The organism is Salarchaeum sp. III (assembly GCF_036418315.1).
GTDB lineage: Archaea > Halobacteriota > Halobacteria > Halobacteriales > Halobacteriaceae > Salarchaeum.
On the sequence record NZ_JAZHPG010000019.1, the window covers coordinates 129,131 to 151,825 of the forward strand.

At 59.4% G+C, this 22,695-nt stretch carries 23 protein-coding genes and 1 pseudogene; 5 read left to right on the top strand and 19 right to left on the bottom strand.

The window, feature by feature from the left end; all coding sequences use genetic code 11:
- Positions 1 to 17: 17 nt before the first annotated feature.
- Positions 18 to 755 carry a uroporphyrinogen-III synthase gene (locus U3A55_RS04110; protein WP_330990218.1) on the bottom strand — a complete coding sequence of 246 codons (738 nt, stop codon included), beginning with the start codon at positions 753 to 755 and terminating at the stop codon, positions 18 to 20.
- A 91-nt stretch (positions 756 to 846) separates the two neighbouring features.
- Between U3A55_RS04110 and U3A55_RS04115 the strand changes: the two genes are divergently transcribed.
- Positions 847 to 1,821, top strand: a complete 975-nt coding sequence (locus U3A55_RS04115; RefSeq protein WP_135806861.1) for a deoxyhypusine synthase — start codon at positions 847 to 849, stop codon at positions 1,819 to 1,821.
- Between the two features lie 90 nt (positions 1,822 to 1,911).
- On the opposite strand, the gene U3A55_RS04120 is transcribed toward U3A55_RS04115, so the two are convergent.
- Together U3A55_RS04120 and U3A55_RS04125 are read right to left on the bottom strand one after the other, a co-directional pair.
- Positions 1,912 to 4,347, bottom strand: a complete 2,436-nt coding sequence (locus U3A55_RS04120) for a heavy metal translocating P-type ATPase (RefSeq protein ID WP_330990219.1) — start codon at positions 4,345 to 4,347, stop codon at positions 1,912 to 1,914.
- A gap of 1 nt (position 4,348) precedes the next feature.
- A complete protein-coding gene (locus U3A55_RS04125; RefSeq protein ID WP_079980352.1) occupies positions 4,349 to 5,200 on the bottom strand; it encodes a sulfite exporter TauE/SafE family protein in 852 nt (283 codons plus the stop codon).
- Between the two features lie 109 nt (positions 5,201 to 5,309).
- Here U3A55_RS04125 and U3A55_RS04130 point away from each other — a divergent pair, with 109 nt between their 5' ends.
- Positions 5,310 to 6,755: an amidase gene (locus U3A55_RS04130; RefSeq protein WP_330990220.1), complete on the top strand. Its 1,446-nt coding sequence runs from the start codon at positions 5,310 to 5,312 to the stop codon at positions 6,753 to 6,755.
- A 506-nt stretch (positions 6,756 to 7,261) separates the two neighbouring features.
- Here the strand turns inward: U3A55_RS04130 and gdhB are convergent.
- From gdhB to U3A55_RS04145, 3 genes are all read right to left on the bottom strand, one after another.
- Positions 7,262 to 8,572 carry a glutamate dehydrogenase GdhB gene (gdhB, locus tag U3A55_RS04135; RefSeq protein WP_442978266.1) on the bottom strand — a complete coding sequence of 437 codons (1,311 nt, stop codon included), beginning with the start codon at positions 8,570 to 8,572 and terminating at the stop codon, positions 7,262 to 7,264.
- Positions 8,569 to 8,712, bottom strand: coding sequence for a rubrerythrin-like domain-containing protein (locus tag U3A55_RS04140; protein WP_135806867.1), 144 nt, complete (start codon positions 8,710 to 8,712; stop codon positions 8,569 to 8,571). Before U3A55_RS04140 ends, gdhB begins: the two co-directional genes overlap by 4 nt.
- Positions 8,713 to 8,824: 112 nt before the next feature.
- The gene (locus tag U3A55_RS04145) at positions 8,825 to 11,707 is read right to left on the bottom strand and encodes a bacterio-opsin activator domain-containing protein (RefSeq protein ID WP_330990222.1); all 2,883 of its coding nucleotides are present in this window, start codon (positions 11,705 to 11,707) and stop codon (positions 8,825 to 8,827) included.
- Between the two features lie 259 nt (positions 11,708 to 11,966).
- Between U3A55_RS04145 and U3A55_RS04150 the strand changes: the two genes are divergently transcribed.
- Positions 11,967 to 13,205, top strand: coding sequence for an MFS transporter (locus tag U3A55_RS04150; protein ID WP_330990223.1), 1,239 nt, complete (start codon positions 11,967 to 11,969; stop codon positions 13,203 to 13,205).
- Between the two features lie 20 nt (positions 13,206 to 13,225).
- Here the strand turns inward: U3A55_RS04150 and U3A55_RS04155 are convergent, their stop codons facing one another.
- From U3A55_RS04155 to U3A55_RS04200, 11 genes and pseudogenes are all read right to left on the bottom strand, one after another.
- Positions 13,226 to 13,447, bottom strand: coding sequence for a hypothetical protein (locus tag U3A55_RS04155; RefSeq protein ID WP_135830752.1), 222 nt, complete (start codon positions 13,445 to 13,447; stop codon positions 13,226 to 13,228).
- Positions 13,448 to 13,512: 65 nt separating this feature from the next.
- Positions 13,513 to 14,673: a hypothetical protein gene (locus U3A55_RS04160; RefSeq protein ID WP_330990224.1), complete on the bottom strand. Its 1,161-nt coding sequence runs from the start codon at positions 14,671 to 14,673 to the stop codon at positions 13,513 to 13,515.
- 171 nt (positions 14,674 to 14,844) lie between these two features.
- A complete protein-coding gene (locus U3A55_RS04165; protein WP_330990225.1) occupies positions 14,845 to 15,387 on the bottom strand; it encodes a hypothetical protein in 543 nt (180 codons plus the stop codon).
- Positions 15,384 to 15,929 (bottom strand): hypothetical protein, encoded by a 546-nt coding sequence (locus tag U3A55_RS04170; protein WP_229774172.1) that lies wholly within the window; start codon positions 15,927 to 15,929, stop codon positions 15,384 to 15,386. The genes U3A55_RS04165 and U3A55_RS04170 overlap by 4 nt, the downstream gene beginning before the upstream one ends.
- Before the next feature lie 116 nt (positions 15,930 to 16,045).
- Entirely contained in the window at positions 16,046 to 16,177 is a 132-nt protein-coding gene (locus U3A55_RS04175) for a hypothetical protein (protein ID WP_008458061.1), read from the bottom strand.
- Complete coding sequence (locus U3A55_RS04180) at positions 16,177 to 16,794, bottom strand: DUF6166 domain-containing protein (protein ID WP_330990226.1); 618 nt, start codon at positions 16,792 to 16,794, stop codon at positions 16,177 to 16,179. The genes U3A55_RS04175 and U3A55_RS04180 overlap by 1 nt, the downstream gene beginning before the upstream one ends.
- Complete coding sequence (locus U3A55_RS04185) at positions 16,791 to 17,276, bottom strand: HNH endonuclease signature motif containing protein (RefSeq protein WP_330990227.1); 486 nt, start codon at positions 17,274 to 17,276, stop codon at positions 16,791 to 16,793. The genes U3A55_RS04180 and U3A55_RS04185 overlap by 4 nt, the downstream gene beginning before the upstream one ends.
- Before the next feature lie 127 nt (positions 17,277 to 17,403).
- On the bottom strand, positions 17,404 to 17,667 hold the full coding sequence (locus U3A55_RS04190) for a type II toxin-antitoxin system RelE family toxin (protein WP_330990228.1): 264 nt from the start codon (positions 17,665 to 17,667) through the stop codon (positions 17,404 to 17,406).
- Positions 17,660 to 17,938, bottom strand: a complete 279-nt coding sequence (locus U3A55_RS04195; protein WP_121570670.1) for a ribbon-helix-helix domain-containing protein — start codon at positions 17,936 to 17,938, stop codon at positions 17,660 to 17,662. Before U3A55_RS04195 ends, U3A55_RS04190 begins: the two co-directional genes overlap by 8 nt.
- Before the next feature lie 49 nt (positions 17,939 to 17,987).
- Positions 17,988 to 18,167, bottom strand: a pseudogene (locus U3A55_RS15200) (DUF6166 domain-containing protein); the annotation flags it as partial.
- 139 nt (positions 18,168 to 18,306) lie between these two features.
- Positions 18,307 to 19,617, bottom strand: a complete 1,311-nt coding sequence (locus U3A55_RS04200) for an RNA-guided endonuclease InsQ/TnpB family protein (RefSeq protein WP_330990229.1) — start codon at positions 19,615 to 19,617, stop codon at positions 18,307 to 18,309.
- 169 nt (positions 19,618 to 19,786) lie between these two features.
- On the opposite strand from U3A55_RS04200, the gene U3A55_RS04205 reads away from it, so the two are divergent.
- Complete coding sequence (locus tag U3A55_RS04205; RefSeq protein ID WP_330990230.1) at positions 19,787 to 21,151, top strand: restriction endonuclease; 1,365 nt, start codon at positions 19,787 to 19,789, stop codon at positions 21,149 to 21,151.
- 13 nt (positions 21,152 to 21,164) lie between these two features.
- On the opposite strand, the gene U3A55_RS04210 is transcribed toward U3A55_RS04205, so the two are convergent.
- The gene (locus tag U3A55_RS04210) at positions 21,165 to 21,737 is read right to left on the bottom strand and encodes a hypothetical protein (protein WP_330990231.1); all 573 of its coding nucleotides are present in this window, start codon (positions 21,735 to 21,737) and stop codon (positions 21,165 to 21,167) included.
- Positions 21,738 to 21,877: 140 nt separating this feature from the next.
- On the opposite strand from U3A55_RS04210, the gene U3A55_RS04215 reads away from it, so the two are divergent.
- A complete protein-coding gene (locus tag U3A55_RS04215) occupies positions 21,878 to 22,483 on the top strand; it encodes a hypothetical protein (protein ID WP_229774170.1) in 606 nt (201 codons plus the stop codon).
- A 7-nt stretch (positions 22,484 to 22,490) separates the two neighbouring features.
- Here U3A55_RS04215 and U3A55_RS04220 read toward each other — a convergent pair.
- A partial coding sequence (locus U3A55_RS04220; RefSeq protein ID WP_442978267.1) for a DUF7567 family protein occupies positions 22,491 to 22,695 on the bottom strand: 205 nt, incomplete at its 5' end.

The following is a 22,695-nucleotide window of genomic DNA, read 5'->3' on the forward strand; positions in this document are numbered from 1 at the left end:
TTGGAGATGGAATGTGTTCATTGGTGGGTATCCAGAATTCGACGTACGGTGACCTCGGCAAGCTGTGTGAAACCCACTGTATCCGGCATAACATCGACAGCGATCCCATGCTTGTCGACAGCACGTTTTGTTGGTGCTCCTATCGCTCCAACAATCGTCTCCTCTAGCTCGCGTTGGAGTGCAGCGACAGCGTCACGTTCAGTCGCAATTTGAACGAAGTGCTCTACCGTCTTTGGCGAGGTGAACAGTATACCGTCCAGCTTACCGTCTACCGCAAGTGAGACCGACTGTCCCGCAGTCTCCGGTCGTTCCAAGCGATATAAGGCTGTTTCGCTGACAATTGCACCAGCTGCTTCCAGTCCTTCAACAAGTACTTCGCTGCCGTGTGCACTCCGAGCAAGTTCAACGGTTTGGTCCTCGACATCAGTAGATAACTCGTCGACGAGTCCTGTGGAAGTGAACGTCGATGGAACGATATCGACTGAATAGCCCCGATTGCATAATGCGGTTGCAGTCTGATCCCCGACAGCACAAACAGTGGCTCCTCGTTGTTTCCATCCCGCTGTCGCAGCTAGATCGACACCGGTCTCGCTTGTGAAGATACAGTAATCCGCATGTTGGGGAACCTGACCGGTCGGTGTGATTGCCAGCATCGGATCTGGAATCGGGGATACATCGAGTGACTGGAGATACTCGACCGCCTCAACGATACGGCTGTCGTCGGGTCGGAGAACAGCCACCGTCGGCTGGGACATATTGAACAGTTAGCCGATGCTGGACTTGTGTGTATCGAGAATCGGCGACCAGTCTCGAACGATTCAAACCGGCATCCTGCTAATTGCCGGTATGGACGAGGAGTCTCACGACCACGTTGTTCCGGGAAGTGATGAAGAGTTGACCACGCCAGACGTGCAGGGCTACGACTTCCGTGGCGAATTCGATTTTCAGGAGATGCTGGAAGCGTATGCAACGACGGGATTTCAGGCGACGCAACTCGCAGAGGCCATCGACATCGCCGAGCAAATGCAAGACGCCGATGCCACGATCTATCTCACATGCACGTCGAATATCATTTCGTCGGGATTGCGTGAAGTCGTCGCCTACCTCGTTCGTGAAGGGTATGTCGACGTGCTTATCACGACCGCGGGATCGCTGGCGGAAGATGTTATCAAAACGGCGAAGCCGTTCAAAATGGGAGAGTGGGATGCGGACGAGGCCGCGCTCCGGGAACAGGGAATCAACCGTCTTGGGAATCTCTTTGTTCCTTCCGACCGATACGTCTGGTTGGAGGAGTACCTGTACGACTTCTTCGAGGAGTTCTTCGCCGACGAAAAGGTCCGGACGCCGACGGCGTTTGCCCGCGAGTTAGGGGAGACACTCGACGATCCCGATTCGGTCCTGAAGCAAGCCGCGGACAACGACGTTCCCGTGTACTGTCCGGCGCTGACGGACGCCGAAGTTGGGAACTTTCTCTACTATTACAGACAGGGATACGACTCGGAGGTCGGCATCGAAATCCTCGACGATTATGACTCGCTGATCGAGGACGGGATGCTTGCTGACACGACAGGTCTGATCGCAGTTGGAGGGGGCGTCCCGAAACACCACGCGATTATGACAAATCTGTTCCGTGGCGGGGCGGATTACGTCGTCTACATCTCGACTGGTATGGAAGGGGATGGGTCACTCTCTGGAGCGCCCCCGAACGAGGCAGTATCGTGGGGAAAGATCAAAGACGATGAGCGGACGAATTACACGCAGGTTGAAGCAGAAGCAACGCTCGTCTTCCCACTGCTTGTAGCGGGTGCTTTCAGCGAGTGAGTGCGATCTGCTGATTAAACTGGCGCTGTAGCAGACCGTAGCTAGAAAGCGTAGTAGGGTGGTTACAGTTGATGCTTGGCGGTCGACCGTTCAGTCCGAGTGTGCGGGAGATCCAAGTTGATCGTTGCCTTCGCTAGAGTCGGTTGCAGCCACCTGATCTCCGTTCGCCGAGAGCAGGCGGCGCTTCGAGTTGAAGACGACGATGAGACTACTGACCGCCATCATAACGGCGGCGATCAACGGCGTGATCACGCCAGTCATTGCCAGTGGAAGCGCGATCGCGTTGTAGCCAGCCGCCCAGAGCAGGTTCTGTTTGATTCGGCCTCGTGTTTCACTCGCCAGCTTGAAGACTTCGGGAACGGCGTCGAGACGGTCGTCCAGTACTACCGCGTCGGCCGCCTCGATCGCCAGATCGGTGCCGCTCGAGACCGCGATCCCGAGGTCTGCGCTCGCGAGGGCGGGCGCGTCGTTCGTTCCATCGCCGATCATTGTCGTCGTCCCGCGCTCCCGGAGACCCTGGACGATCGCTTCCTTGGACTCGGGGCGCACGCCTGCAAATACGTGATCGATCGCTGGATGGTTTGCAAATGTTTCGGTCATCCGTTCGTCGTCGCCGGTCAGCACGACGATTTCCCGGTCCGCATCCGTGAGATCGGTAACCACGCGTTCCCAGTTCTCACGCGGCGTATCTCGGACCGAGACGATCCCCTGGACGACACCCTCCCAGGCAATCGCTGTCGGATGATTGCCCGATTCGTAGGCGTCCGTGACGGCTGTCTCGATCTCTGCAGGTATCGTCCACTCGTCGGCGTCAAAGGAGTCTGGATGGCCGATAATCACGCGGGTATCGTCGACGAGGGCTGACACGGTACGGTCGGCGCTCTCGAAACGCGACACAGAGCGTGTGGTCGGCGGGGCGGCATCGTCGATCGCAGCGGCGATGGGGTGGCTTGACCGGCGTTCGACGGCGGCCGCCATCGCAAGCACTTCGTCAGGATCGTCGCCAGCGACGTCCACAAGCTCCATCTCCCCCGTGGTGAGCGTCCCAGTCTTGTCGAACACGACGACCGCGGAGTCGTCGATCCGCTCGAGCACTGTCTCGTTGAGGACGAGTATGCGATTATCGGTGGCATCGCGGGTGGCCGCCGCGAGAGCAAGCGGGGTCGCGATCCCGAGCGAGCACGGACACGAGACCACTAACACAGAGACACCGACCATTATAGCTGTATTCGGGTCGTTGCCGAGGACGAACCAGCCAGTGGCAGTTAGCACGGCAAGCCCGAGTACGAACGGAACGAACAGTACCGCAAAGCGGTTGACAATATGCTGGACACCCGTCGCAGAACTCTTGACGTTCCAGAGGAGTTCGACGAGGCGATCCATCGTGCTGGTGTTTTCTGGACCAACTTCGACGACAACCGCATTGTCTGTGGGGATCGACCCGCCGAGTACAGTGTCCCCGACGGATTTCCGTTGCGGGAGAGATTCACCTGTGATGAGTGCCTCGTCGATCGCGGCAGTCCCGTCGACGATCTGGCCGTCGACTGGCACCCGTTCGCCAGGTTTGACTAACAGGTGATCGCCAGGCTCACACGCTTCAATGTCGATGGTTTCGGTGGCCTCGCTGTCGTCGTCGAGCCGGCGGGCGTCATCGACGCGTGAATCAGTGAGGTCAGCGCGATTGCCGAGTGCAGCGCGTTTGACCCGTGACTCAATATGGTTGCCGATAGTGACGATCGCGAGCACCATCACTGCGACGTCGAAGTACGGGTCGCGCCCGCCCGTGAGGTAGGTGGCCAGCGAGTAGAGGTACGCTGCGAGCACCGCGATGGCGATCAACACGTCCATGTTCGGGCGACCGACTTTCAGGCTCACATAGGCCCCGCGGAAGACCGGGTATCCGAGCCCGATAACGATGAGTGTGCTCCAGACCGCGAGCGGCCCGAACACCATCGCCTCAACGGTACTCCCGTAGAGAAAGCTCTCGGGATAGATGCCGAGGTATACCGGATAGATGAACAGGACGTAGAGAATCAACACGGGCATCATCAGTACCGCCGCGAGCACTGCACGGTATTTGCCGAACTCGACGCGCGAACGCAGCGAGTCGTTTTCCTCGTCGGGACCGTGGGCCTGATAGCCCAGTCGACTGAGTGCAGCGGAGATCGCGTTACGGTCGATCTGGGCAGGATCGTACACCACCTGCGCCATTTCAGTGGCGTAGCTCGCACGCGCCTCGTGAACACCGTCCTCTTCCTCGGCAAGGAGTTCGATGAATCCTTCGCAGGTCTGACAGTGCATACCGTCGATCGAGAGGTAGGCCGTTTCGGCGCCCTCGGGGACATCGGGTTGGGAATCCTCGGCCGCGACACGGTCACGGACGGCCGTAATGGAGAGGTCGACGTCCTCACCGTTGTCAACCAGGCGTGCGACCTCTAGACAGCCCCGACAGCAGAACTCGCCGTCGATGGCCTCGTCGATGATTGGGTCTTCGACAGGGAGGTCACAGAGTGTACAGGTGGACATGTTACGCAACCGCCTCCGAGCCGGAGATTGGTTGATAGTACGGGATATCGGGCAACGGGAGCACGACGCCAAACCGCATGAGCCCCATCGCTAACAGGACGTATCCGAGCCCAATGAACAACACACCGAGTCCATAGTGGACCACCTGTCGCTGGCGGGCGCTTACTGACTGGATCACCGTTCCGTAGAGGAACACGCTAGGAATCGTCCCGAGCCCAAGCGCGGCGAGCGAGAGGAGACCATATACAGGCGAGCCCTGTGCGAACGCATACAGGAATGCGGGATAGAGAAGCATACACGGCAACAATCCATGAAGCGCGCCAAGCCCGACGATGCCGATGCCGTTGACCCAGCGGTCGATCCGTGTCGAGATCACTGTGTAGGTTCGCGCGAATACTGATCCGATACCAGTATCGGCAATCACACCTTCGACGGCTCCTTGTTGGTAGCCGGCCAATCGGGTGATCCCCATCCCGAGGATTGCCACGCCGATGCAGATGCCGACGACACCCTGGACTGGCCCGAGAATCCCGGCGAGCCCGATCGTCCCGTAGAGTAGCGCGCCAGCAGCCCCGAAGACAGCCCCGATGAGGGCGTAGCTCATCGTCCGGCCGAGGTTGAACAGCGCGTGCTGCCGCACTTCATAGAGAGTGAGTGCGCCAGACCAGCGGTCGTCGGTTTCCATACGCTCGGCGTAGGTTGCAACGAGCGGGCCGCACATTCCAATACAGTGTGCACCGCCGAGGAGACCAATCAGAAAAAACACCACCAGTCCGTAGCCACTCGCGATGCCGATCTCACTCAGTTGTACTAGGACTGCCGAGATCATACTCACGGCTGGCAAAGCCAGCATAGATTAGAGTATACCACCCGTCCTGTGTAGTTGGTTTCGGTTCGGGCCGTGACTTCGAAAGTCGCTGATGAGAATAAATAGGAACACACAGCCCGAATGTTCATTAGATATGCCCGAATTCATGCAGCGATCGGCACGGGAACTTGCGTCTGAAGCCCGTACTGGGTGTGTGTCTGCGCTAACCCTCCTCGAGTCAACCCTAGAGCGTATCGGAGCAATCGATGATTTGAACGCATTCATCACGATCACTGAGAAATCGGCACGGGAGCGTGCTCACGCGGCCGACGCTGCAGCGGCCCGTGGAGAAGACCTCGGCCCACTCCACGGTGTGCCAGTCGCAATCAAAGATCTTCGGAGCCGGAAAGAGGGTGTCAAGAATACGATAGGACTCGCTCCATTGGCCGATAACGTGGCCGACGAGGATTCCATCACAGTCGAACGGCTGGAAGCTGCCGGTGCCGTCATCGTCGGTACGACCAACACACCGGCACTCGGTCACACTATTAAGACAGAGAATCGGCTCGTTGGTGCGACTCCGACCCCGTTCGACTCCGATCATTCTGCGGGCGGCTCATCTGGTGGCTCGGCAGCGGCGCTTGCGGCGGGTGCAGTACCGCTTGCGACCGGGTCAGATATCGGTGGCTCGCTCCGGGTCCCAGCCTCCTGTTGTAACGTTATCGGGCTGAAACCGACGTTCGGGCTCGTTCCCGAACGTATCCCATTCGACGGATTCGGCACCCACTCTCCGTTTTTTGTGGGTGGGCCGATGGCACGAACAGTTGAGGACACAGCTCTCTTACTCGATGTCCTCGCAGGCTATGACGACCGAGATCCATTTAGTGTGCCCCGTCCAGAGACGGAATACGTCGAGACCACTAACCGGCCGACTACTGAGCTATCGGTTGCGTACAGTCCGAATCTGGATTTACAACCAGTTGCATCGACGGTGCGTGAAACAGTTGATGCTGCCGTCACGGACCTAGCGGCCGGCGGTGCGACAGTCGATACTGTGGACGTCTCGCTCCCGTCGTATGAAGAGCTCTCGATGGCGTACGTCACGCAGGTTGGCGTCTTCTTCAGTGCATTTGCTCAACGAATCGAAGACCGGTACGGCATCGACTTCGAGACGGCAGATGTCGAAGACACGGTTCGATCGACGATCGCATTAGGAACAGAGACCGACGCTGCCGACAATCGATTACAGAACGCGCCACGGACTGATGCATACGATGGCATTCAGGACGCGGTGACGGGCTACGATGTTCTCGTCACACCCACTCTGACCGTCCCACCGTTCAGCAAGCATCTCACCGACGGCTATCCAACGGAAATCAACGGTCAATCCGTGATTGGTGTCCCGACAGACGTGATGTTGACATGGGTGTTCAATATGACTGGCCACCCTGTGGCGTCAGTGCCTGCTGGGATTACCGACAACGGTCTCCCTGTTGGATTACAGATTATTGGCCGGCGATTTGCTGAAGCAGATATTTTGAGCGTCGCAGCAGCGCTCGAACGAGTTCGACCGTGGATAGATCAGTATCCTGTACGGTGAACCGACCAGTTATCGGTGGCTGACACAGCATCTGGACCTCTTGAGCAGCTCCCGAGATCAAACACAATAACCGGTTCCTTTCTCATTTCTACAGAAGACTGCTTACTATCTCAGCGAGACATGCTTGAACGGCCCCGAATGTGACTCGCATCGTAGCGGCCCCAAATCCAAGAGCAATGAAACTCACCATGACAACGAAATTGGCCTTCGAATCGTTGGGGCTAAGCAGGAGCGTGAGCGCTGCGAGCGTTCCAGACATCGTACTGATGAAAAGCCCCGTCAGAAATGACAAGCTCGTAAAAAATGGGTCAGTGAAACCCATCACGGAGTACGCTGGTTCATAGACCCCAACGAGAGATAAACTGAAACCGATGACGACGTATCCAATAAAACAGATAGTAACGAGTATTGCTCCCGGACTAGCAAGTTGATACAGTCGAAACAGTCCTCGTTCAAGCGGAGTAGTTGGCTGTCGAATCCGTCTGAATGGTCGATGATCCATCTCCCTACGGCCAGAGCCCCCGCGCCTCGTGGGCTTCAGCGATTCGTGAGAGAGCAACAATATAGGCAGCATCTCGCCACGTCACCTCACCATCGGTGAACTCGTCTCTGACCACATCCCATGCCGTCAACATTTCTTCTTCGAGTTCGTCGTGTACCCGTTCCAACGACCACGTACGGCGATTGATATCTTGTAGCCACTCGAAGTAACTCACTGTGACGCCACCGGCATTCGCCAATATATCCGGAATAACAGGTATCCCTCGCTCAGTAAAAATACGATCGGCCGCGCTCGTCGTTGGTCCGTTCGCTCCCTCGACGATGATATCCGCCCGCACATCCTCGGCGTTCTCGGCTGTAAGGACGTTCCCCAAGGCGGCAGGCACGAGAACGTCTACGTCAAGTTCAAGCAGTTCCGCGTTGGTGACGGTTTCTGGAGCGTTGTGACCCATCACAGCCTCGGGTTCTTCGTGGTGTGATGGAATCGAATGGGTATCGAGGCCGTTCGTGTCATAGACACCACCGTTGACGTCACTGACCGCAACGATGTTCGCTCCCCAGTCGTCGAGTAACCGTGCAGCATTCGAGCCAACGCTTCCGTATCCTTGGATGGCGACACTCGTTTCGTTAATATCCTTCTCGTAGTGCTTGATTGCCTCCCGAACGATGATGGCAACGCTCCGGCCAGGCGCTTCGTCACGGCCTTTACTGCCCCCGATGACAGGTGGCTTCCCCGTGACGACACCGGGAATGGTCTCGCCTTCCTGCATCGAATAGGCGTCCATCAACCACGCCATCGTCTGTGGATTTGTCCCCATATCTGGCGCGGGAATGTCTACTGTCGGGCCGATCGCTCCGCGGATCTCTTGGGCAAACCGTCGGGTGAGCCGCTCTTTCTCAGCCGAACTCAACTCCTTCGGATTGACCGCAACGCCACCTTTGGCACCCCCGAACGGGAGATCCATAACGGCGCATTTCCAGGTCATCCACATGCCGAGGCCGACACACTCGTCCCGCGTCACCTCGGGGTGATACCGGAGCCCCCCTTTATACGGACCTCTTACACTGTCGTGTTGGGCTCGGTAGCCCGTGAACACCTCGACCGTCCCGTCGTCACGTTCGATAGGAACGGTGACTTCGTGGACTTTCTTTGGGTGTTTGAGCCGTTCGACGATGTTCTGATCAATATCGAGATGAGTAGCAGCGTGGTGAAGCTGCCGGCGCGCTGTTTCGAGGGCTGATTCGGGTTCGGTCGAATCTGCCGCCTCGTCTTCTGACTCGTCGCGGGTACTATTAGATTTCGATGCCATGGTCATTCGAGCGGCATTCGCCGGTTTCGCATTGGACCGCTACAGTCGGGACACTGGCCCGGGCTATCCTCCGCGATGATGATTTTGCCACATTCGAAGCACTCGTAGGGGGTTTCTTCGTCTGATTCAGGGTCGACATCTTTCATTGTGAGTTCACGAGTGCCGCCAGGTGGAGTGGCGCACTCTATAAGGTGTAATAAGTGTATAAGGGAATACTCGGCTGTTGACTACCAAACAGCGCTTCAACCAGTGGGTTTATTATTGAACTGTGTCCGTGGAGGCCGCCACCGGGAGATTGTTCTCTTCGAACAGTGCAGCAAACAGTTTCCGTTGGACGGTCCGGGCGTGTTGATAGAATGCAGGTGGGGAGATGCCGAGTGTCTCCGCTACGTCTTCGCCCGTGCTCTCACGGGGCGACTCGAAGAATCCACTGTAGTACGCCGTCTGGATCACCTCCAGTTGCCGCTCCGTCACTGAATCGAGGAACTTCGAGTAGAGATTGTGTTCTGCGGTCTGATCGAGCGTCTGCTTGGCACGGAGTTCAGCGCCAGCGAACGTCTCACGGACGAGCTGCGTGATCGTTCGGACGTCGATGCTGTCCGGGATATCGATGACGAGCGTCGTCGTGGTTGGATCAGCGGTCGCTTCGCGGAAGACGGCACCGTGATCGGCCAGCTCCAAGGCGAGGAACGGTTGTGTGAGCCGGAGCCGTAGAACGCCCCTCTCGCCGTCCGCGCTGATCTGCTGCACGTCGTCGATACCGACCAGTTGCGAGGCCGCGTCTGCCACGTCAGTTACCGGCCGGTCTTCGACGGTCACGAACACGTAGCTGCCTTCCGTGGACTGCTGGACGCCACCTTGATACGAGAGGGTGCACTCCGCGTCCTGTGCCAGCCGTGAGAGGACAAACTTCGGGTCGTCGATGGTGACCTCGACACGTGTCATCGACGTCGTGAGCAACGCATTCTTCCGTTCGATTGCACTGAGAGCGGATGCGATGGTTTCGCCGAGTTCTCCTAGGACGGCCTTCGCCGTCTCGTCGAACGCATCCTGGGTTGGTGCGTACACCGTCAACACGCCGTGAGTGAGGTCGTTGTACACGAGCGGGATGCTCAATACGGACAGGTAGTCCCGGGAGATGGCGTCTTTCCGCCACGCCTCGTCACGGAGACCAGCAGCGACGTTCGTCACCATCGTCACGTCGCTAGTGGCTGCGGTTTGGCCGGCTGGTTCTGCACCCGATGCCTGGACGGCGAACGACTGACTATCCAAGTACCCCTGTTCGGTCCCGGCCCAGGCACGAGGCTCCAAGGTGTCGGTCGTCGGATCGATTGTCCCGATCCAGGCGAACCGGAACCGGTCGTCGGCGGTCAGCAGTTCACAGACCGTGTGATCGATTTCCTCGCGCGTCTCCGCCTGTACGAGAGCCTGATCGATTTCCCGTATCGTCTCGTTGATGCGGTTCAGGGCGGTCAATTGCTCGTTTTGCGTCTGGAGTGTTCGGTCCTGTTCCCGGAGTCGTGATTCCCGTGTGACGCGGTCGAGGGCTGCTTCAGCAGTAGCCGCGAGCAGATCGGCCAACTCTCGCGTCACCTCATCGAATGCACCGACCTGGTTCGAGCCCGCAACGAACACACCGTGGTTGCCGAGCGGGATGTAGGCCGCAGTTCGGAGGTCAGTTGCTCGATTTTCGAGTCGGTCTGCGTCGTGAACGTCGTCGAAGAACAACGCTTCGTCTTCGACGAAACTGTAGCTCGGGAGCGTTTCCCCGTCGGCGTGCACGATCGGGAGTGGCCCGTTCAGCTCGGTCATCGTCGTCGAGTGGGCTGCGGGTCGAAGATTGTTGGCCTCACCGTCGAAGAGGTAGACCGCACTCGCATCGAGAGTTAGCACACCAGGTGTGTCGTCGACGACGTGCTGGGCGATTTCTTGGTGAGTTTCGGCGTAGAGGAAATCGCGGGCCGTTTCGTGGAGCGTGGCGAGTGCCTCTTCGCGTTGCTTGCGTTTCGTGATGTCCCGACAACTGAAGAGGAGAGTCCCGTCCTGGATCGAGACTTCGCGCACGTTGACGAGGAGCGTGTGCTCGCGCCCAGCTTTATCGGTCGCCGTCGTCTCAATGTTCTTGAGGACGCCGTCTTCCGCGAGTTCCTCCCGGTCGAAGAGGTCGTCGCCGAGAAGGTCGTCGATCGTTCCGAGGTTCCGGATCTCGTCGACGGTGTAGCCGAAGATGAAGTGGACGTTGGGACAAACGTAGGTGTACTCGCCGGCTTCGTCCGTGATGAGGATGGTATCGGTCATGTTGTTGAGCGTGACCCGGTGCAGTTCTTCGGATTCTCTGAGATTCCGTTCGAGGTCGACGCGCTCGGTGATATCGACGCCTTCGACGACGATCGAGACGAGATCGCCGCGCTCGTTCTCGACCGGGCGCACGGAAAGGTCGATAACGCGCGGATCATCGACGTCTGGCGGCTGTGGGACGACCGCGTTGCCGAACGTTCCGTCGAGTGCTTTCTCCACGAGTTGTTGGACGTCCGTGTTCGTTGCATCAGCCTGTGACCACCACGGAAGCGTCCAGAAGGGGTCGCCGACGATCGTGTCGATGTCTTCATCGACCATCTCCCGTGCTGTCTCGTTCACGCGGGCAAGTGCGCCATCCGGGTCAAGCACCCACGTCGCAGTTCGCGAATCGTTGAAGATCGCGTCGAACTGTCTGGCCCGGTCCCGTTGCGTGGCCGACCGCTGTGCGGCTCGGATCGCACGCTCGGTTCGGTCGATGAGTTCGTCGGTCATCTGTGCTGGCGGGTCCGAGAGCGCGATGTAATCGGTGACACCGGCCTTGATGGCCTCGCTGGCGATGGCTTCGCTCCCGGCAGTAGCCCCGAGGAGGACCGGGAGCGCAGGCGATTCCTCGCGGATTTCTCGGAGGAGGTCGAGTCCGGTTGTCTCTTCGAGTGCGTACTCGGTAATGAGGCAGTCCGTGGGGTGCGTCCGGATGGTGTCGATTGCCTCCGTCTTGGTTCGAACGTGTTGTACGGTGGCATCAGTCCGTTTCTCGAGCGTCGTGGCGAATTGCGTGAGCCAGTCGTCTGTCCCGACAAGCAACACCGTCGACACATCCAGAATGGGTGGGGAAGCAGTCATTATTCGACCATTGAGGGACGGCGAATGTTACTCTCGGTGCCGATGCGAACTCGCCTCCAGCTCCGGTACTGGCCCGGGTCGGAATGTACGTCCATTGCTAGTTAACTATCTAACCGCCTCGCGCCAAAGACGTTTGTTGTTTAACCCCGTGAGATAGGGAGCGCGCTACGGAATATGAAAACGCGATTATCGGGACTTTTCGCGGTCGACCGACTCTTCCCGATTTCAGCGTTCCGCTATCCAACCAGACTCTCGAGGAATGACTACCCGACCTCCCACCACCCAGCCCGAAGACGCCACGAGCAAGGAACCGCAACAGCAGCGCCAGCCGGCGTGGAGACTCGTCGCTGGAGCGAGTCTCATCTCGACGGGGCTCGCTGCCTATGAGATCGTCCCGGCGAGTGTTACCCCACTCATTCGCGACGCACTGAATATTGGGCCGACGATCGCAGGGTTCCTGGTCGGGGTCATGTTCGGCACCGCGGTGATCGCAAGCCTCCCAGCTGGAGCGGCGCTCGACCGGGCGGATTCCCGGACTGCGATGGCACTCGCAGTGCTGACACTCGTTGTCGCCGGGACGTGGGGATGGATCGCTGGGCGGCGAGGGGATTATCGGTCTGTGATTGCATCACGAGCGCTTGGTGGGGTCGCCTACGTCGTCGTCTGGAACGCTGGCATCGACATTGTGAGTCGGGCAGCGACCAGCGAGAATCGAGCGACCGCGGTCGGCATCTTCACCGCGAGTGGTCCGATCGGATTCGCGCTCGGGCAGGGGACCGGGCCACTGATTGCGCATCGGTTCGGGTGGCCCGCCATCTTTGTCGCATTCACCGGCCTCACGGTCGTCGGCCTCGTCCTGTTCTGGCCGGCCAGTCGCGGACTCGGAACGAGCCGGGGAGACGCTCCTTCTCTCGAGGAGTTCGGTGCGGTCCTCCGGAACCGGAGTGTCTGGTCGGTCGGGCTGCTCGGCTTTCTCGGCTATTCATTATACCTGTTCGTGAATAGCTGGGGCGCGTCGTATCTCACCGCCGAACTTGGCCTGTCACTCGCAGTGAGTGGCCTCTTGGTGGCAGTATTCCCCGCAATCGGGGTGGTCTCCCGGATCAGTAGTGGCCTCCTGTCTGATCGTGTCTTCGGTGGCCGTCGTCAACCCATCGTCCTCGGATCCTTCGCAGTCGCGGCTCCGCTCGTGCTCGTCTTTACGCGGTTTCGGTCGCTGCCACTGCTCGTCGCGCTCCTCCTCCTCACTGGATTTGCGGTCCAGTTGACGCTCGGTCTGTCCTTTACGTACGTCCGGGAGGTTGTTGATTCGCGGGTCGCCGCGACAGCGGTCGCGTTCCAGACGAGTGTTGGGTTGGCAGGCGCGTTCATTGCCCCAATTGCAGGCGGGGTTATTGTCGATCTGGCCGGCTTCGATACGGCATTTTTACTCGCTGGAGGCCTGGCTATCTGTGGAATTGCGGTCGCATGGCGAGCTCCAGAGCCAGGCTACTCGTAGCAACGGAATCAACCAATCCATTATGATTCCTGCTCCCGTAGCTCTTCGGCCTTCCACTTGAGCCGGCGCAGGATCTGCGTCCGATTCTGGTGGGCGTTCTCGTAGGCAACACACTCTTGCAGAGTTTCCATATCCGGGATCGTCGCGATACCGGCCATGATCAGTCGGTAATTGGGTGCTTCGAGACGTTTCTCAGGTGGGAATTCATCATCACTCCCGTCGCTGATCGCGGACTGAGCCATCTCTGTTGGCCTCCACCTCTCGAGGGCTAGAAAACAGACTAAATGACTATGCCACCGACGCGGCGTCAGGCCATCGCCTCTTGGAACCGCTCACGCAGCGCGTCCTCGCGTTCTTCGAACTGCTCGACTTTCTCCTGCAGGTCGTCGCTGACGCGCTCGATGCTCGCCAGCGCTCGTTCGCCGGCCAGCGAGGCTTGCGACCCGTCGTCGCCGTCCGCCTCTAGCTGCTGCTCGTACGCCTGCTCGACGCGCTCGATCGTGCCTTCCGGGTTGAACAGGATGTCGTTGGCAATGCGGACGTACTGATCGAGGGACGCCCCCTCTTTCCCTTGGAAGAAGTGGGTGAGTGCGTACGTCGCGCCGGAATGCAGCGTCCACATATCGATCTCGAAGGGGGACGCCGCATTGGCTTCTGCATCGCCGGCGGCACGCTCGGCCAGGTAGTCCGGGAAGCCCAGCAGGGTGTAGAACTCCGTGACGGTGAACGGAAGCTCCGAGAAGTCGAGGTCGATATCCTGAGCGTCCCGGATGAACTCGAAGAGGTCATCGGCGACGAGTTCGATCTGTGCGAGGAGTTCCTCCCACCAGGTCCGGAAGTTCCGGACGTCGCCGACGTGTTTGATGACCTCCTTGTCGGTGAGCGAGCGCATCGTGTTCGACCAGTAGCCATCCTGGGCGAACCCCTCCACGTAGACGGCGTGCTCGCCGAAGAAGTCGTAGCCCGACGTGACGCCCATCGTGATCGGGTCCGACCGGCCGGGCAGGCGCACCTCGAGGCCGTCGAACATGATGTCCATATGGACTTCGCCGCCGCCCCGGTAGCGCCGAATCTCGCCGAACATCACCTCGCCCAGCGGGGTCCCGTCGATGGTCTCCTCGCGGAGGACCTCCTCCAGCGGCCCGTAGACGTCGACCGGGTTGATGATCGCGTACGAGTCGGTGGGCACGTGGAACAACGGATCCGTCTCCGTGTCCTCATCTCGGGCCTGCTCCCGGGCTCGACTCGGCTCGACGAGCGCGTTGAACCGCTCCGTCTCGACCCACTCGTCGGTGTACGGATTCTGGTACGCCACGGTCGTCTCGACGGCCTGCGGAAGATCGCGAATCGCCTCGGCGAAGGTCACAGGGTCTGCATCCCCGTGTCGCTCTCGGTACCACTCTGGTAGTTCGGTGTCGGTACGTCCATCGACGCCAGCGAAGATGGTTCTGGACTCTGGATCTTTCATCTTAGTCACCTCACTTTAGGAATCCTCGTCGACGTGCGACTGCATCGTCTCGCGCCCTGCGCCCCTCTCCCGGGCGCAAAAACAACACCACGTTAACCAACACCCGCCTCTGAACGGCGAGGAGTGTTGGTTAATCCAGGTCCAGTCCGCGGCTCGGATCAGATGTCAGAACTACTCAGATTCGTCTCTCCGTACCCGGACCTGCTCAGGGTTTGGAACCCAGGGGTGTGCTTCCCAGCAATGCCGAGCGTGGCTTTGCGGTGAGTCGAACTCTCTACTACAGGATCCACACTCGTAGGTGGCATCGGGCCAAGGCTCGCTGACGAACATCGCTGTCACCGTCGTCGCCACCGGCTCGGGGGCCTCGCTCCGCGTAACGTACCTGTAGCCGAGAACCGTCCGTTGCCCCATCGCTGTTCGGGCGATCTCGGTTGGCTTGTCCTCGGGGAGATACACCCAGCGAACGAAGTCGTCGACCGATTTCTTGGCTGAGGGCTGGAGGATGAACCATCGCTCGTGGTCATCTCGGAACAGGTAGCGTTCGGTCCCCCTGTTTTGGAGGTATATTGGGTCACCCCTGCCGGGGACGAGCCGTAGTCCGAGCGACGGCGATACCGGTTTCAAAAGCTGGTCGACGACCGATGGGCCGTCATCTGTCTGGCTGTCCGAATCAACCTCCGCTACGAATTCATCGAGACTGGCATTCGTGGTCACGGGGACCACCTCCCGAGTGAGGCCTGTTCCCGGTCGGACTCAGCTGGAACTTCGCAGAGAAACCGCCACTTTGGCTGCTCTCGGATCTGCTTATCGGGGCGATTTCCCGCTTGGCCGGGGTCCGTTTTACCGGCACAGTGCCAGCCCTTGTCTCTGAGCGCTTTGATCATCGAGCCGTCGAAGTCGGCTCGCACGAACGTCAGCAGGAGCCGAACGCCTCGTCGCCGACCGTGCCGACGCACGAATCGTTCCATCGACCGGGCGAGGGCGGCAGAGGCGAGATTGGGGAAATCGACGCCGATGCAAATCCGTGCTGCCTCGACGATTTCGTCACCCTCGAATCGCGTCCCGTCGTACTCCAGTGAGCGAATCAGCGGATAGCGCCACGTAATCGCACCTAGTAGCTGGTCCTGGTAACAGAGTCCGTGATGGACGAGATTCGTCCGGGGGATATCGTCCATATAGGAGTGATGCGCTTCGTAGATCGCGCCGGCGACGTGGCGCGGGATCGATTCGATATGGACGCGCTCTGCGAACCCCAAACCGAGCGGCGCCGTGACCGGCTGGCCTTCCCGATGGATGGGACACGAACACCCATCGGGGGTAGGCGTATACTGGAAGCCGGTACTCCGTATTTGGTCTAGAGAGTGAGTTTCGGTCACGAGTCGGTGTCGTCGGTGCGCTCCTGTCGGTCGTTGTATCGCTCCAGTTCACGCCCGATTTTCTCGAGCGCCTCGACACCACGTTCGAGGAGCTGATGGGTGGCTCGCGCCAGTCGAAGCGTCTCCATCAGTGCTCCCCCTCCGGGGGTTCGATGAGGTCGTTGCTCTCTTCGGCGAGTTCTTGGATTACCCGTTCTACGTCAGCCTCCTCGACAACTGTCCGATGTGCGAGCGGGGCAGGATATGCCCGGTCACCCTGGCTGCAGAGCACGACCAGCCACTCGTCGCTTCCATCCCCGAGCACGATGTAGTGGTCGCGATCAGCGCGCTGGAAGACCCGCCGGTCCGGGCGAGAGACGGCTCGCCAGTTCTCGGGGAGCGTCGGTGACGGCCGTCCGCCGTCGGCGAGGGCGACGACGTCGTCGGTAAGGGTCGCCATCGCGGCGTCGATCTCCTCGCCAGTGAGGTGCCAACACGCCGCTGCACCGTCGCACTCCAGCTGTGAGACTACCTGATTCCGGAACGCGATGTAGTGCTCACGGGCGAACTGTTCATCGTCGTAGTAGTCGAGTAGGAGTGCGCACGCGAGCTGGGCGGGCCCGCTACCACTATACCCGACCTCGAAGCCACTCGGACTGTGATTGACAAGATCGAGACTGCGGTCGGGCGTGAGTTCTGTGTCCTCGGGACGGCGAGTGACAACGAGCTCTCCTCGTCGACGTCGGCCGACGTACGCCGTCGTCATTTGAATCGCCCCCGTTCGTCCCGCTCGCGATCGGACACGTCCCACTCGTGGTCCGTTGGTTTAATCTCAGACCCGAAGCCGTGTCGTTCGGCGTGTTCGGCGCGACTGAGGAGTTCGAGATTCTCCGGCCGGTTGTCCCATCGGACGTCATTTTTATGATGAACGTGCTTGTCAGCGACGGCGGCGAACCCACGCTCTGCCACCATTACGAGTCGGTGAATCCCGACGGAATCCGTCGTCCCACGATAGTTCGAGGCGCAGATGACGTAACCACGATCGGTGAACACGGCGGGATGCCGTCGACGGTTCGGGGCCGCTTCTCGTGCGTCTCGACGTGGGATGTCGAATCGCTGCATCCACTTCGAGACCGTCTGTTGCGTACAGCCCAGTTTGTCCGCGATCTTGACCGTGCTCAACTCCTGTTCCCAGTAGAGTTCGTAGAGGAGCGATTCGTCTCGCCAGGGGTACTCTGATTCGGTCATGGCTCGGTGACGGGGAGTGAATCCCCCCGCACCCCTCTCGGGGGCAATAAACACTACCAACCGGTATTGTACTTGAATTTCAGACCGGGTTTGTCACCGACCCGAGCAGGTCTGTAGACAGCGTGTGTTACGGTGGGAGGTGGCGGTCGTAGATATTCCGGCGATGCCCGACCGCTTCGACAATCAGGACATCTTCGTCTCGGTTCCATGTGATGATTGCACGGTAGTCGCCGGCACGAAGCTTGTAGTACGGATACCCGCTAAGCTTTTCAAGGCGATGAGAGGTCCAATCTTTCGCCTCGTCGAGTTTCTTCACCAACCGCTCTTGGGCTTCCGATTCAAGCCCGTCCAGTAAATCGAGTGCTTTTGGTGTCCACTCGACCTCAGTCATCGATGCCCAGCCGGTCCTTCACGTCGTCCTGCGACACCGTCTCGCCCTGCTCCCGCTGCTTGCGGCTCTCGGCCAGATGCTCCAGCGCTTCCTCGGAAAGTTGCGTTGGCGGGTTGACAGCGTCCCGAAGCGCGTCGCGGATGAACTCTGATTTGTTCGCGTAGCCACGCTCCTCCCAGACGTCGTCGACCTGTGCCAGTAGGGATTGTGGAACTCGGACGTTGATCTTCTCCATTTCACCGTCGCCGCCGGCGTCGCTGTCAGTGCTCATATGCTGTGATACGCCTGTATCACGTAAGTAGCTTCGGTTGGATACGCGAACTGTGGTTGGCGAGGTCCAGACTGCGCTCGAGGGAGAGTCGCCGATGCTCCGATAGGTTCAGGACGACGGCTTGGCCGTCGACGCGGAAGCCGACGTACTCGACTGTGTCTCGGTGGGACTGTGCGGGCGATGCTTCTGGAACCGATTCCGAACTTGCTACAGGTACATTCCCATTCATTCGTTGCTCGCGGGCGGTTCGGTGACCCCCGCACCCCTCTCAGGGGTTCAACAAACAGGACGGCGTAGCGTTCGGCAACGTACTGTCCACTTGACCTCCTCCCACCCCTGAAGAGATGGGATTCCCGAGCGTTGGGATATTAAGGTTTAGAGTCCACCACCTCGGCCTGCGGTTCGAATCCGCAGGAGAGGTCGTACAGGTAGACTCCGGGCTGGGCCAACCAGCCGGTACTCCTATCCCCAGAGGTGGACTCGGAGTTACTTGCGCTGTCGTTGATGTCGAGACGGATGTTCTCCGCCCCATTTACGTCTGCGTTGAACGCTGCGTCACACTCCTCACAGACGTACAAGCCGCGCTCAACACGCTGCCCATCGTCTTCTTTCCCGCACACAGAACACGTCTTCGATGTCCCACCCTCGTCCACTTCCACGACCTCGATCCCCTCGGCCTTCGCCTTATATTCGAGAATCGAGGTGAAGCGGTCGAACGCCCACCCGTGCAGGTCAAGGTTGCCGTGCTGTCCCCAGTTCTTCGCCTGACCGTTCTCATCCTCACGCACGCTACTCAAATCTCCGACGTTGACTCGGCCAACGCCCTTCTCCACACACCGCTGGACGATGTGCTTGGCGAGGGCGTGGAAGAAATGCCGGCGGCGCTCAGACCACTTCCGGTGCAGCCGTGCCGCCCGCTCGCCACCACTGTCGTCACACTTGGCAATCTCCTTCGGGAAGTAGTAGCCATCCTGTTTCAACCGATTACCCGGGTATAGGTCGGCCTCTTCCATACTGTAGGCGACAGCGGCGAAATTCGAGATACCGAGGTCGATGCCAGCGGTCTCCTCTCCGGGTGCGTCTGGCGTCTCAATATCGTCTGTGCAGACGAGGTGGAGTTCCCAGCGTTCCTTCGCGTTGTCGTAGACGGCACGAACCTGTTGCAGGTTCTCGACCGAGATGCCGGGTCGCGTCTCGTATTCGACGAGGATGTAATCGCGGTCCCGTGGGTGGTCTTTGTGATTCGCGCCTTTGCTGAGGCGGACGCGATTGTGTTTCGGGTCGTGTCGGATGCCCTTCTGCTTCCACGTAACCGTGCTGCGCGGGTGTTCTTCGTGGACGCAGCGGCCTTGGTCGTCGTAGTAGTTGCGTTTGCGGTATCCGGGCGGGTTGTCCCGGTCATCGTCTGAGGAGTACCACGAGTTGAAGGCTTCAGCGAGTTCCTCCAGAACCCGCTGACTGGACTGACTGTGCAGCCCCCGGTACTTGTCGTGATCCTTCAGCTCGCTTTTGAGTTCCTCGTGACCAGGGATCTCCCCGGTGTCTTCCCATTGTTGGCGGGAGTAGTAGTTGGCGACGTTCCAGAGTTTGCTGGCACTCCACCCGTGCCGGTCGAGTGGCTCTGCCACCTGTGAGTGGTTGTGGATTCGCGCTCGGTGGGTGCGGTGGATTTCCAACATCCGTGGAACGTCTCTATAATAGGTTATACTCGTCTGAATTGTAAATATTAATGTTTGTCAACGGTGGGCTCTTTGGCTTATCATCGGCGGTGAATTCCCGTTCGCTATGTCGGTTTATCCCATCGCAAAAGAGATGGTTATTCCTCTCACACTATCCACATAATTGAGGATGGCTGTACTGGACGATCTCTCGGGGTTCGAGTTCGAGGACGTGATAGAGGACGTGTTCCGCAACCTCGGCTACGAGAACGTCCGCCAAGCCGACCGCACTGCTGACGAGGGTCGCGACGTCATCATGGAGGAGGTCGTCGACGGCACGCGGCGTGCGATTATCGTCGAGTGCAAGCACACGGGGACAGTCGGGCGGCCGGTCGTCCAGAAGCTCCACTCCGCCATCGCGACGTTCGACTTCGACGGCCCCAAACGCGGGATGGTCGTCACGACCGGCCGGTTTACGAACCCTGCTCAGGAGTACGCCGACCGCCTCCAGCAGAACGACGACCCACATCCAATCGAGCTGCTCGATGGCGAGGACCTCCGGGAGATCGCCGACGAGATCGGCCTCGACCTCTACAACGGTCGCATCGAGATTCTCTGCAACGAGACCCTACGTCCCTACGATCCAGCCGCCGACGTCGACGCGCCAGTCACGGAGGCGTTCCGCGACATCGAGAACATCGAGGCCGCCGACCTTCCAGACCCACACTCATCGGTGACGTTCCGCCCGGTGGTCGCTGTCACCGCGGACACGAACGCTGTCTTCGAGACGTCGGTGGGCGTCATCCACCGGATCAACGACCGGACGCGATTCGTCGCCCACGCCGAGCGCGGACAGCCACAGGTCGTCGACGAAGATGTCGCGACGCTAGTCACCGAGAACCTCCACGCGACGGTTGACCTCGACGCCGAGCAGTTCGGCGAGGTGTTCGACGACGTCGAGGAGCGCCGGTTCGGACAGACTCAGACGGAGTACAAGGAGTGGGCCGTCGAGCGCCTCCAGCAGCACCACACGACGACGGTGACCTACACCGGCGACAACAACGTCACGTACAACAAGACCTGCGAGCCGAACCGCTCGGACATCTCCGTCCAATCGATCGAACCAGTGTACCTCCCCGAGGTTCGGCACACGACCGACCTTCAGGAGTACACCTACCCATACGAGTACTACGTGGCAGGCCCATCACGAGTAACAGCCGAGGACGGCATCCACCGCTGCGTCCACTGTGACACGAGCGGCGGCGACGAGACGTACACCTACTGTTCGAACTGCGGGGCAATCGCCTGCTCCAGCCACATCAAAACGGAGCGGCTGGAAGGCGAGCCGGTCTGTACGGGGTGTGCGGTGACGGAACGGTTCGCGCTGAAGACGAAGTACTTCTACGACGAGGAGAATCTCGAAGCGTTCCGCGAGGAGTACGCCGCGATGCCGCTTCACGAGAAGGCGATGGAGAACAAGTGGCTGGCCGGGGGAAGCGTTGTCGCGACGCTGCTGGTCGTCGTCGGCCTACTCGTCATCGGCGGCATCATCTGAGCGGGCTACGCGTTCACGCCGGCTCAGCGACCAGCTCTTCGAGCGCGTGCTCAAGCGGGCCGCGGAACTGCCAGCTGGCCCGCTCGAAGGCTTCCTCGGTCGGACCATCCCAGCGCGGGAAGGCGGAGTGACCACTCACCTTGACGGTCCACTCGGACGGCTCCTCGAACGGATTCCGGGCCGGGAGCTCGACGACGTAGAGATACTCCTCGTCGCCGTGAATGCCGTCGGCTGGATTCTCGACACCGTGTCCGAGCAGGAACATCGGCTGGTCGAGGTGCTCCATATTGTCCGGCTCGAGGAGATCCGCTGGCTGTGTTGCGTCGATTGTTCGATCTGCGTCACCATCCAGATACAGGTCGACTGTCGAGAGCTTGTCGAGGAACACGAACGACGCTGCCGTGTAACCCGGTCCTCGCTCGGCACGGGTCGCGTCGAGAAGTTCCTTCGACTGCGCAAGATCGCGAAGCACGCTCTCCGGGTAGCCGTCCGAATGTCGGTACACTTGCGCGACACGGTCGTTATCGGTTGGTTCGCCGTCCTGGTCCACTCGTTCGACGAATCTGAGTTGACTCCGTGTCGACATCGATCATCGCCGGCACGTGTGCGCCGGCACCCATCACCGGCGCAACAATAGACTCTGTATGTCCACGATCTGTAGCACCTCGTCTTCTGCACCAACCCAAAATATAAATACTTTGTTTGATTACCCTATCAGTAATCACTATGTCCGACAGCGCAGACCAAGACACGATTACTGACCGAGATTTAGCCGTTCTTCTCCGTGATGGTCACCCCGGACTTGATGCCAATCTCTCCCGTATGGCACTCGAACAGGTTGTTAGTAACTGGGAGAACAATCCTGAGAAAGAGAAAAAGCTGGAATTCCTTCGTGAATCACCGATGGGGATTGATTTTGTAATCCCCGATATACACTGGGATGCGGAGGAGGAGGAATTCTATGTCGGAACAAACCGTGGTCCTGGGGTCCTCGGCGAAGTTGCCTCTGGGGGTGGATTTCACGTCGCAGCTGAATTCTCCCGTGAATATGTGGAGGCGTATCGGGAACAGTATCAGGAACTGCTGGATAACTCCACCCTCACGAAAAAGCAGTTTTTGACCTACGTGATGCGTGAAGCAAACAAGAACGAGTACGTAATCGCCGATGCGCTTGACGTGAAGACCGGGACTGTACGTAGTCACGCTGGTCGAGCCCGTGAAAAAGTACAAAAAGCGCAAGCGACAGCCCGAATCCCTGAGCTATTCGAGTTTGAGGGGTACGACGAATTGCAGGAAAACATGGAATCACTGCTTGAACCGAAAACGGCCTAACTGTTGGTTATGCGAGGTGTGACACATTCTCTGGCTCCTCGACGTCGTCGAACTCGCCGCGCTCGACAGGTTCCCAGTCTTCACCCGGCTCTGGACTCCACCAGTCGACCTTGTAGGCGCCCGGTGCGCCGAGGATCTTCATGCGCGCCGACCCATCAGGCAGGTCGCGGCGCAGTTTCTCGTCGACGTGGAGGTTCCAGGTCGTGGTTGTA

What these genes read in the sequence shown, in the direction of transcription:
- U3A55_RS04115 (WP_135806861.1), top strand. Translation starts at nt 847, where the DNA reads ATGGACGAGGAGTCTCACGACCACGTTGTTCCGGGAAGTGATGAAGAG.
- U3A55_RS04195 (WP_121570670.1), bottom strand. Translation starts at nt 17,938, where the DNA reads ATGAGCACTGACAGCGACGCCGGCGGCGACGGTGAAATGGAGAAGATC.
- U3A55_RS04145 (WP_330990222.1), bottom strand. Translation starts at nt 11,707, where the DNA reads ATGACTGCTTCCCCACCCATTCTGGATGTGTCGACGGTGTTGCTTGTC.
- U3A55_RS04190 (WP_330990228.1), bottom strand. Translation starts at nt 17,667, where the DNA reads ATGACTGAGGTCGAGTGGACACCAAAAGCACTCGATTTACTGGACGGG.
- U3A55_RS04215 (WP_229774170.1), top strand. Translation starts at nt 21,878, where the DNA reads ATGTCCGACAGCGCAGACCAAGACACGATTACTGACCGAGATTTAGCC.
- U3A55_RS04210 (WP_330990231.1), bottom strand. Translation starts at nt 21,737, where the DNA reads ATGTCGACACGGAGTCAACTCAGATTCGTCGAACGAGTGGACCAGGAC.
- U3A55_RS04110 (WP_330990218.1), bottom strand. Translation starts at nt 755, where the DNA reads ATGTCCCAGCCGACGGTGGCTGTTCTCCGACCCGACGACAGCCGTATC.
- U3A55_RS04175 (WP_008458061.1), bottom strand. Translation starts at nt 16,177, where the DNA reads ATGGAGACGCTTCGACTGGCGCGAGCCACCCATCAGCTCCTCGAACGT.
- U3A55_RS04120 (WP_330990219.1), bottom strand. Translation starts at nt 4,347, where the DNA reads ATGTCCACCTGTACACTCTGTGACCTCCCTGTCGAAGACCCAATCATC.
- U3A55_RS04155 (WP_135830752.1), bottom strand. Translation starts at nt 13,447, where the DNA reads ATGGCTCAGTCCGCGATCAGCGACGGGAGTGATGATGAATTCCCACCT.
- U3A55_RS04140 (WP_135806867.1), bottom strand. Translation starts at nt 8,712, where the DNA reads ATGAAAGATGTCGACCCTGAATCAGACGAAGAAACCCCCTACGAGTGC.
- U3A55_RS04200 (WP_330990229.1), bottom strand. Translation starts at nt 19,617, where the DNA reads ATGTTGGAAATCCACCGCACCCACCGAGCGCGAATCCACAACCACTCA.
- U3A55_RS04185 (WP_330990227.1), bottom strand. Translation starts at nt 17,276, where the DNA reads ATGACCGAATCAGAGTACCCCTGGCGAGACGAATCGCTCCTCTACGAA.
- U3A55_RS04160 (WP_330990224.1), bottom strand. Translation starts at nt 14,673, where the DNA reads ATGAAAGATCCAGAGTCCAGAACCATCTTCGCTGGCGTCGATGGACGT.
- U3A55_RS04130 (WP_330990220.1), top strand. Translation starts at nt 5,310, where the DNA reads ATGCCCGAATTCATGCAGCGATCGGCACGGGAACTTGCGTCTGAAGCC.
- gdhB (WP_442978266.1), bottom strand. Translation starts at nt 8,572, where the DNA reads ATGACCATGGCATCGAAATCTAATAGTACCCGCGACGAGTCAGAAGAC.
- U3A55_RS04125 (WP_079980352.1), bottom strand. Translation starts at nt 5,200, where the DNA reads ATGCTGGCTTTGCCAGCCGTGAGTATGATCTCGGCAGTCCTAGTACAA.
- U3A55_RS04150 (WP_330990223.1), top strand. Translation starts at nt 11,967, where the DNA reads ATGACTACCCGACCTCCCACCACCCAGCCCGAAGACGCCACGAGCAAG.
- U3A55_RS04180 (WP_330990226.1), bottom strand. Translation starts at nt 16,794, where the DNA reads ATGACGACGGCGTACGTCGGCCGACGTCGACGAGGAGAGCTCGTTGTC.
- U3A55_RS04205 (WP_330990230.1), top strand. Translation starts at nt 19,787, where the DNA reads ATGGCTGTACTGGACGATCTCTCGGGGTTCGAGTTCGAGGACGTGATA.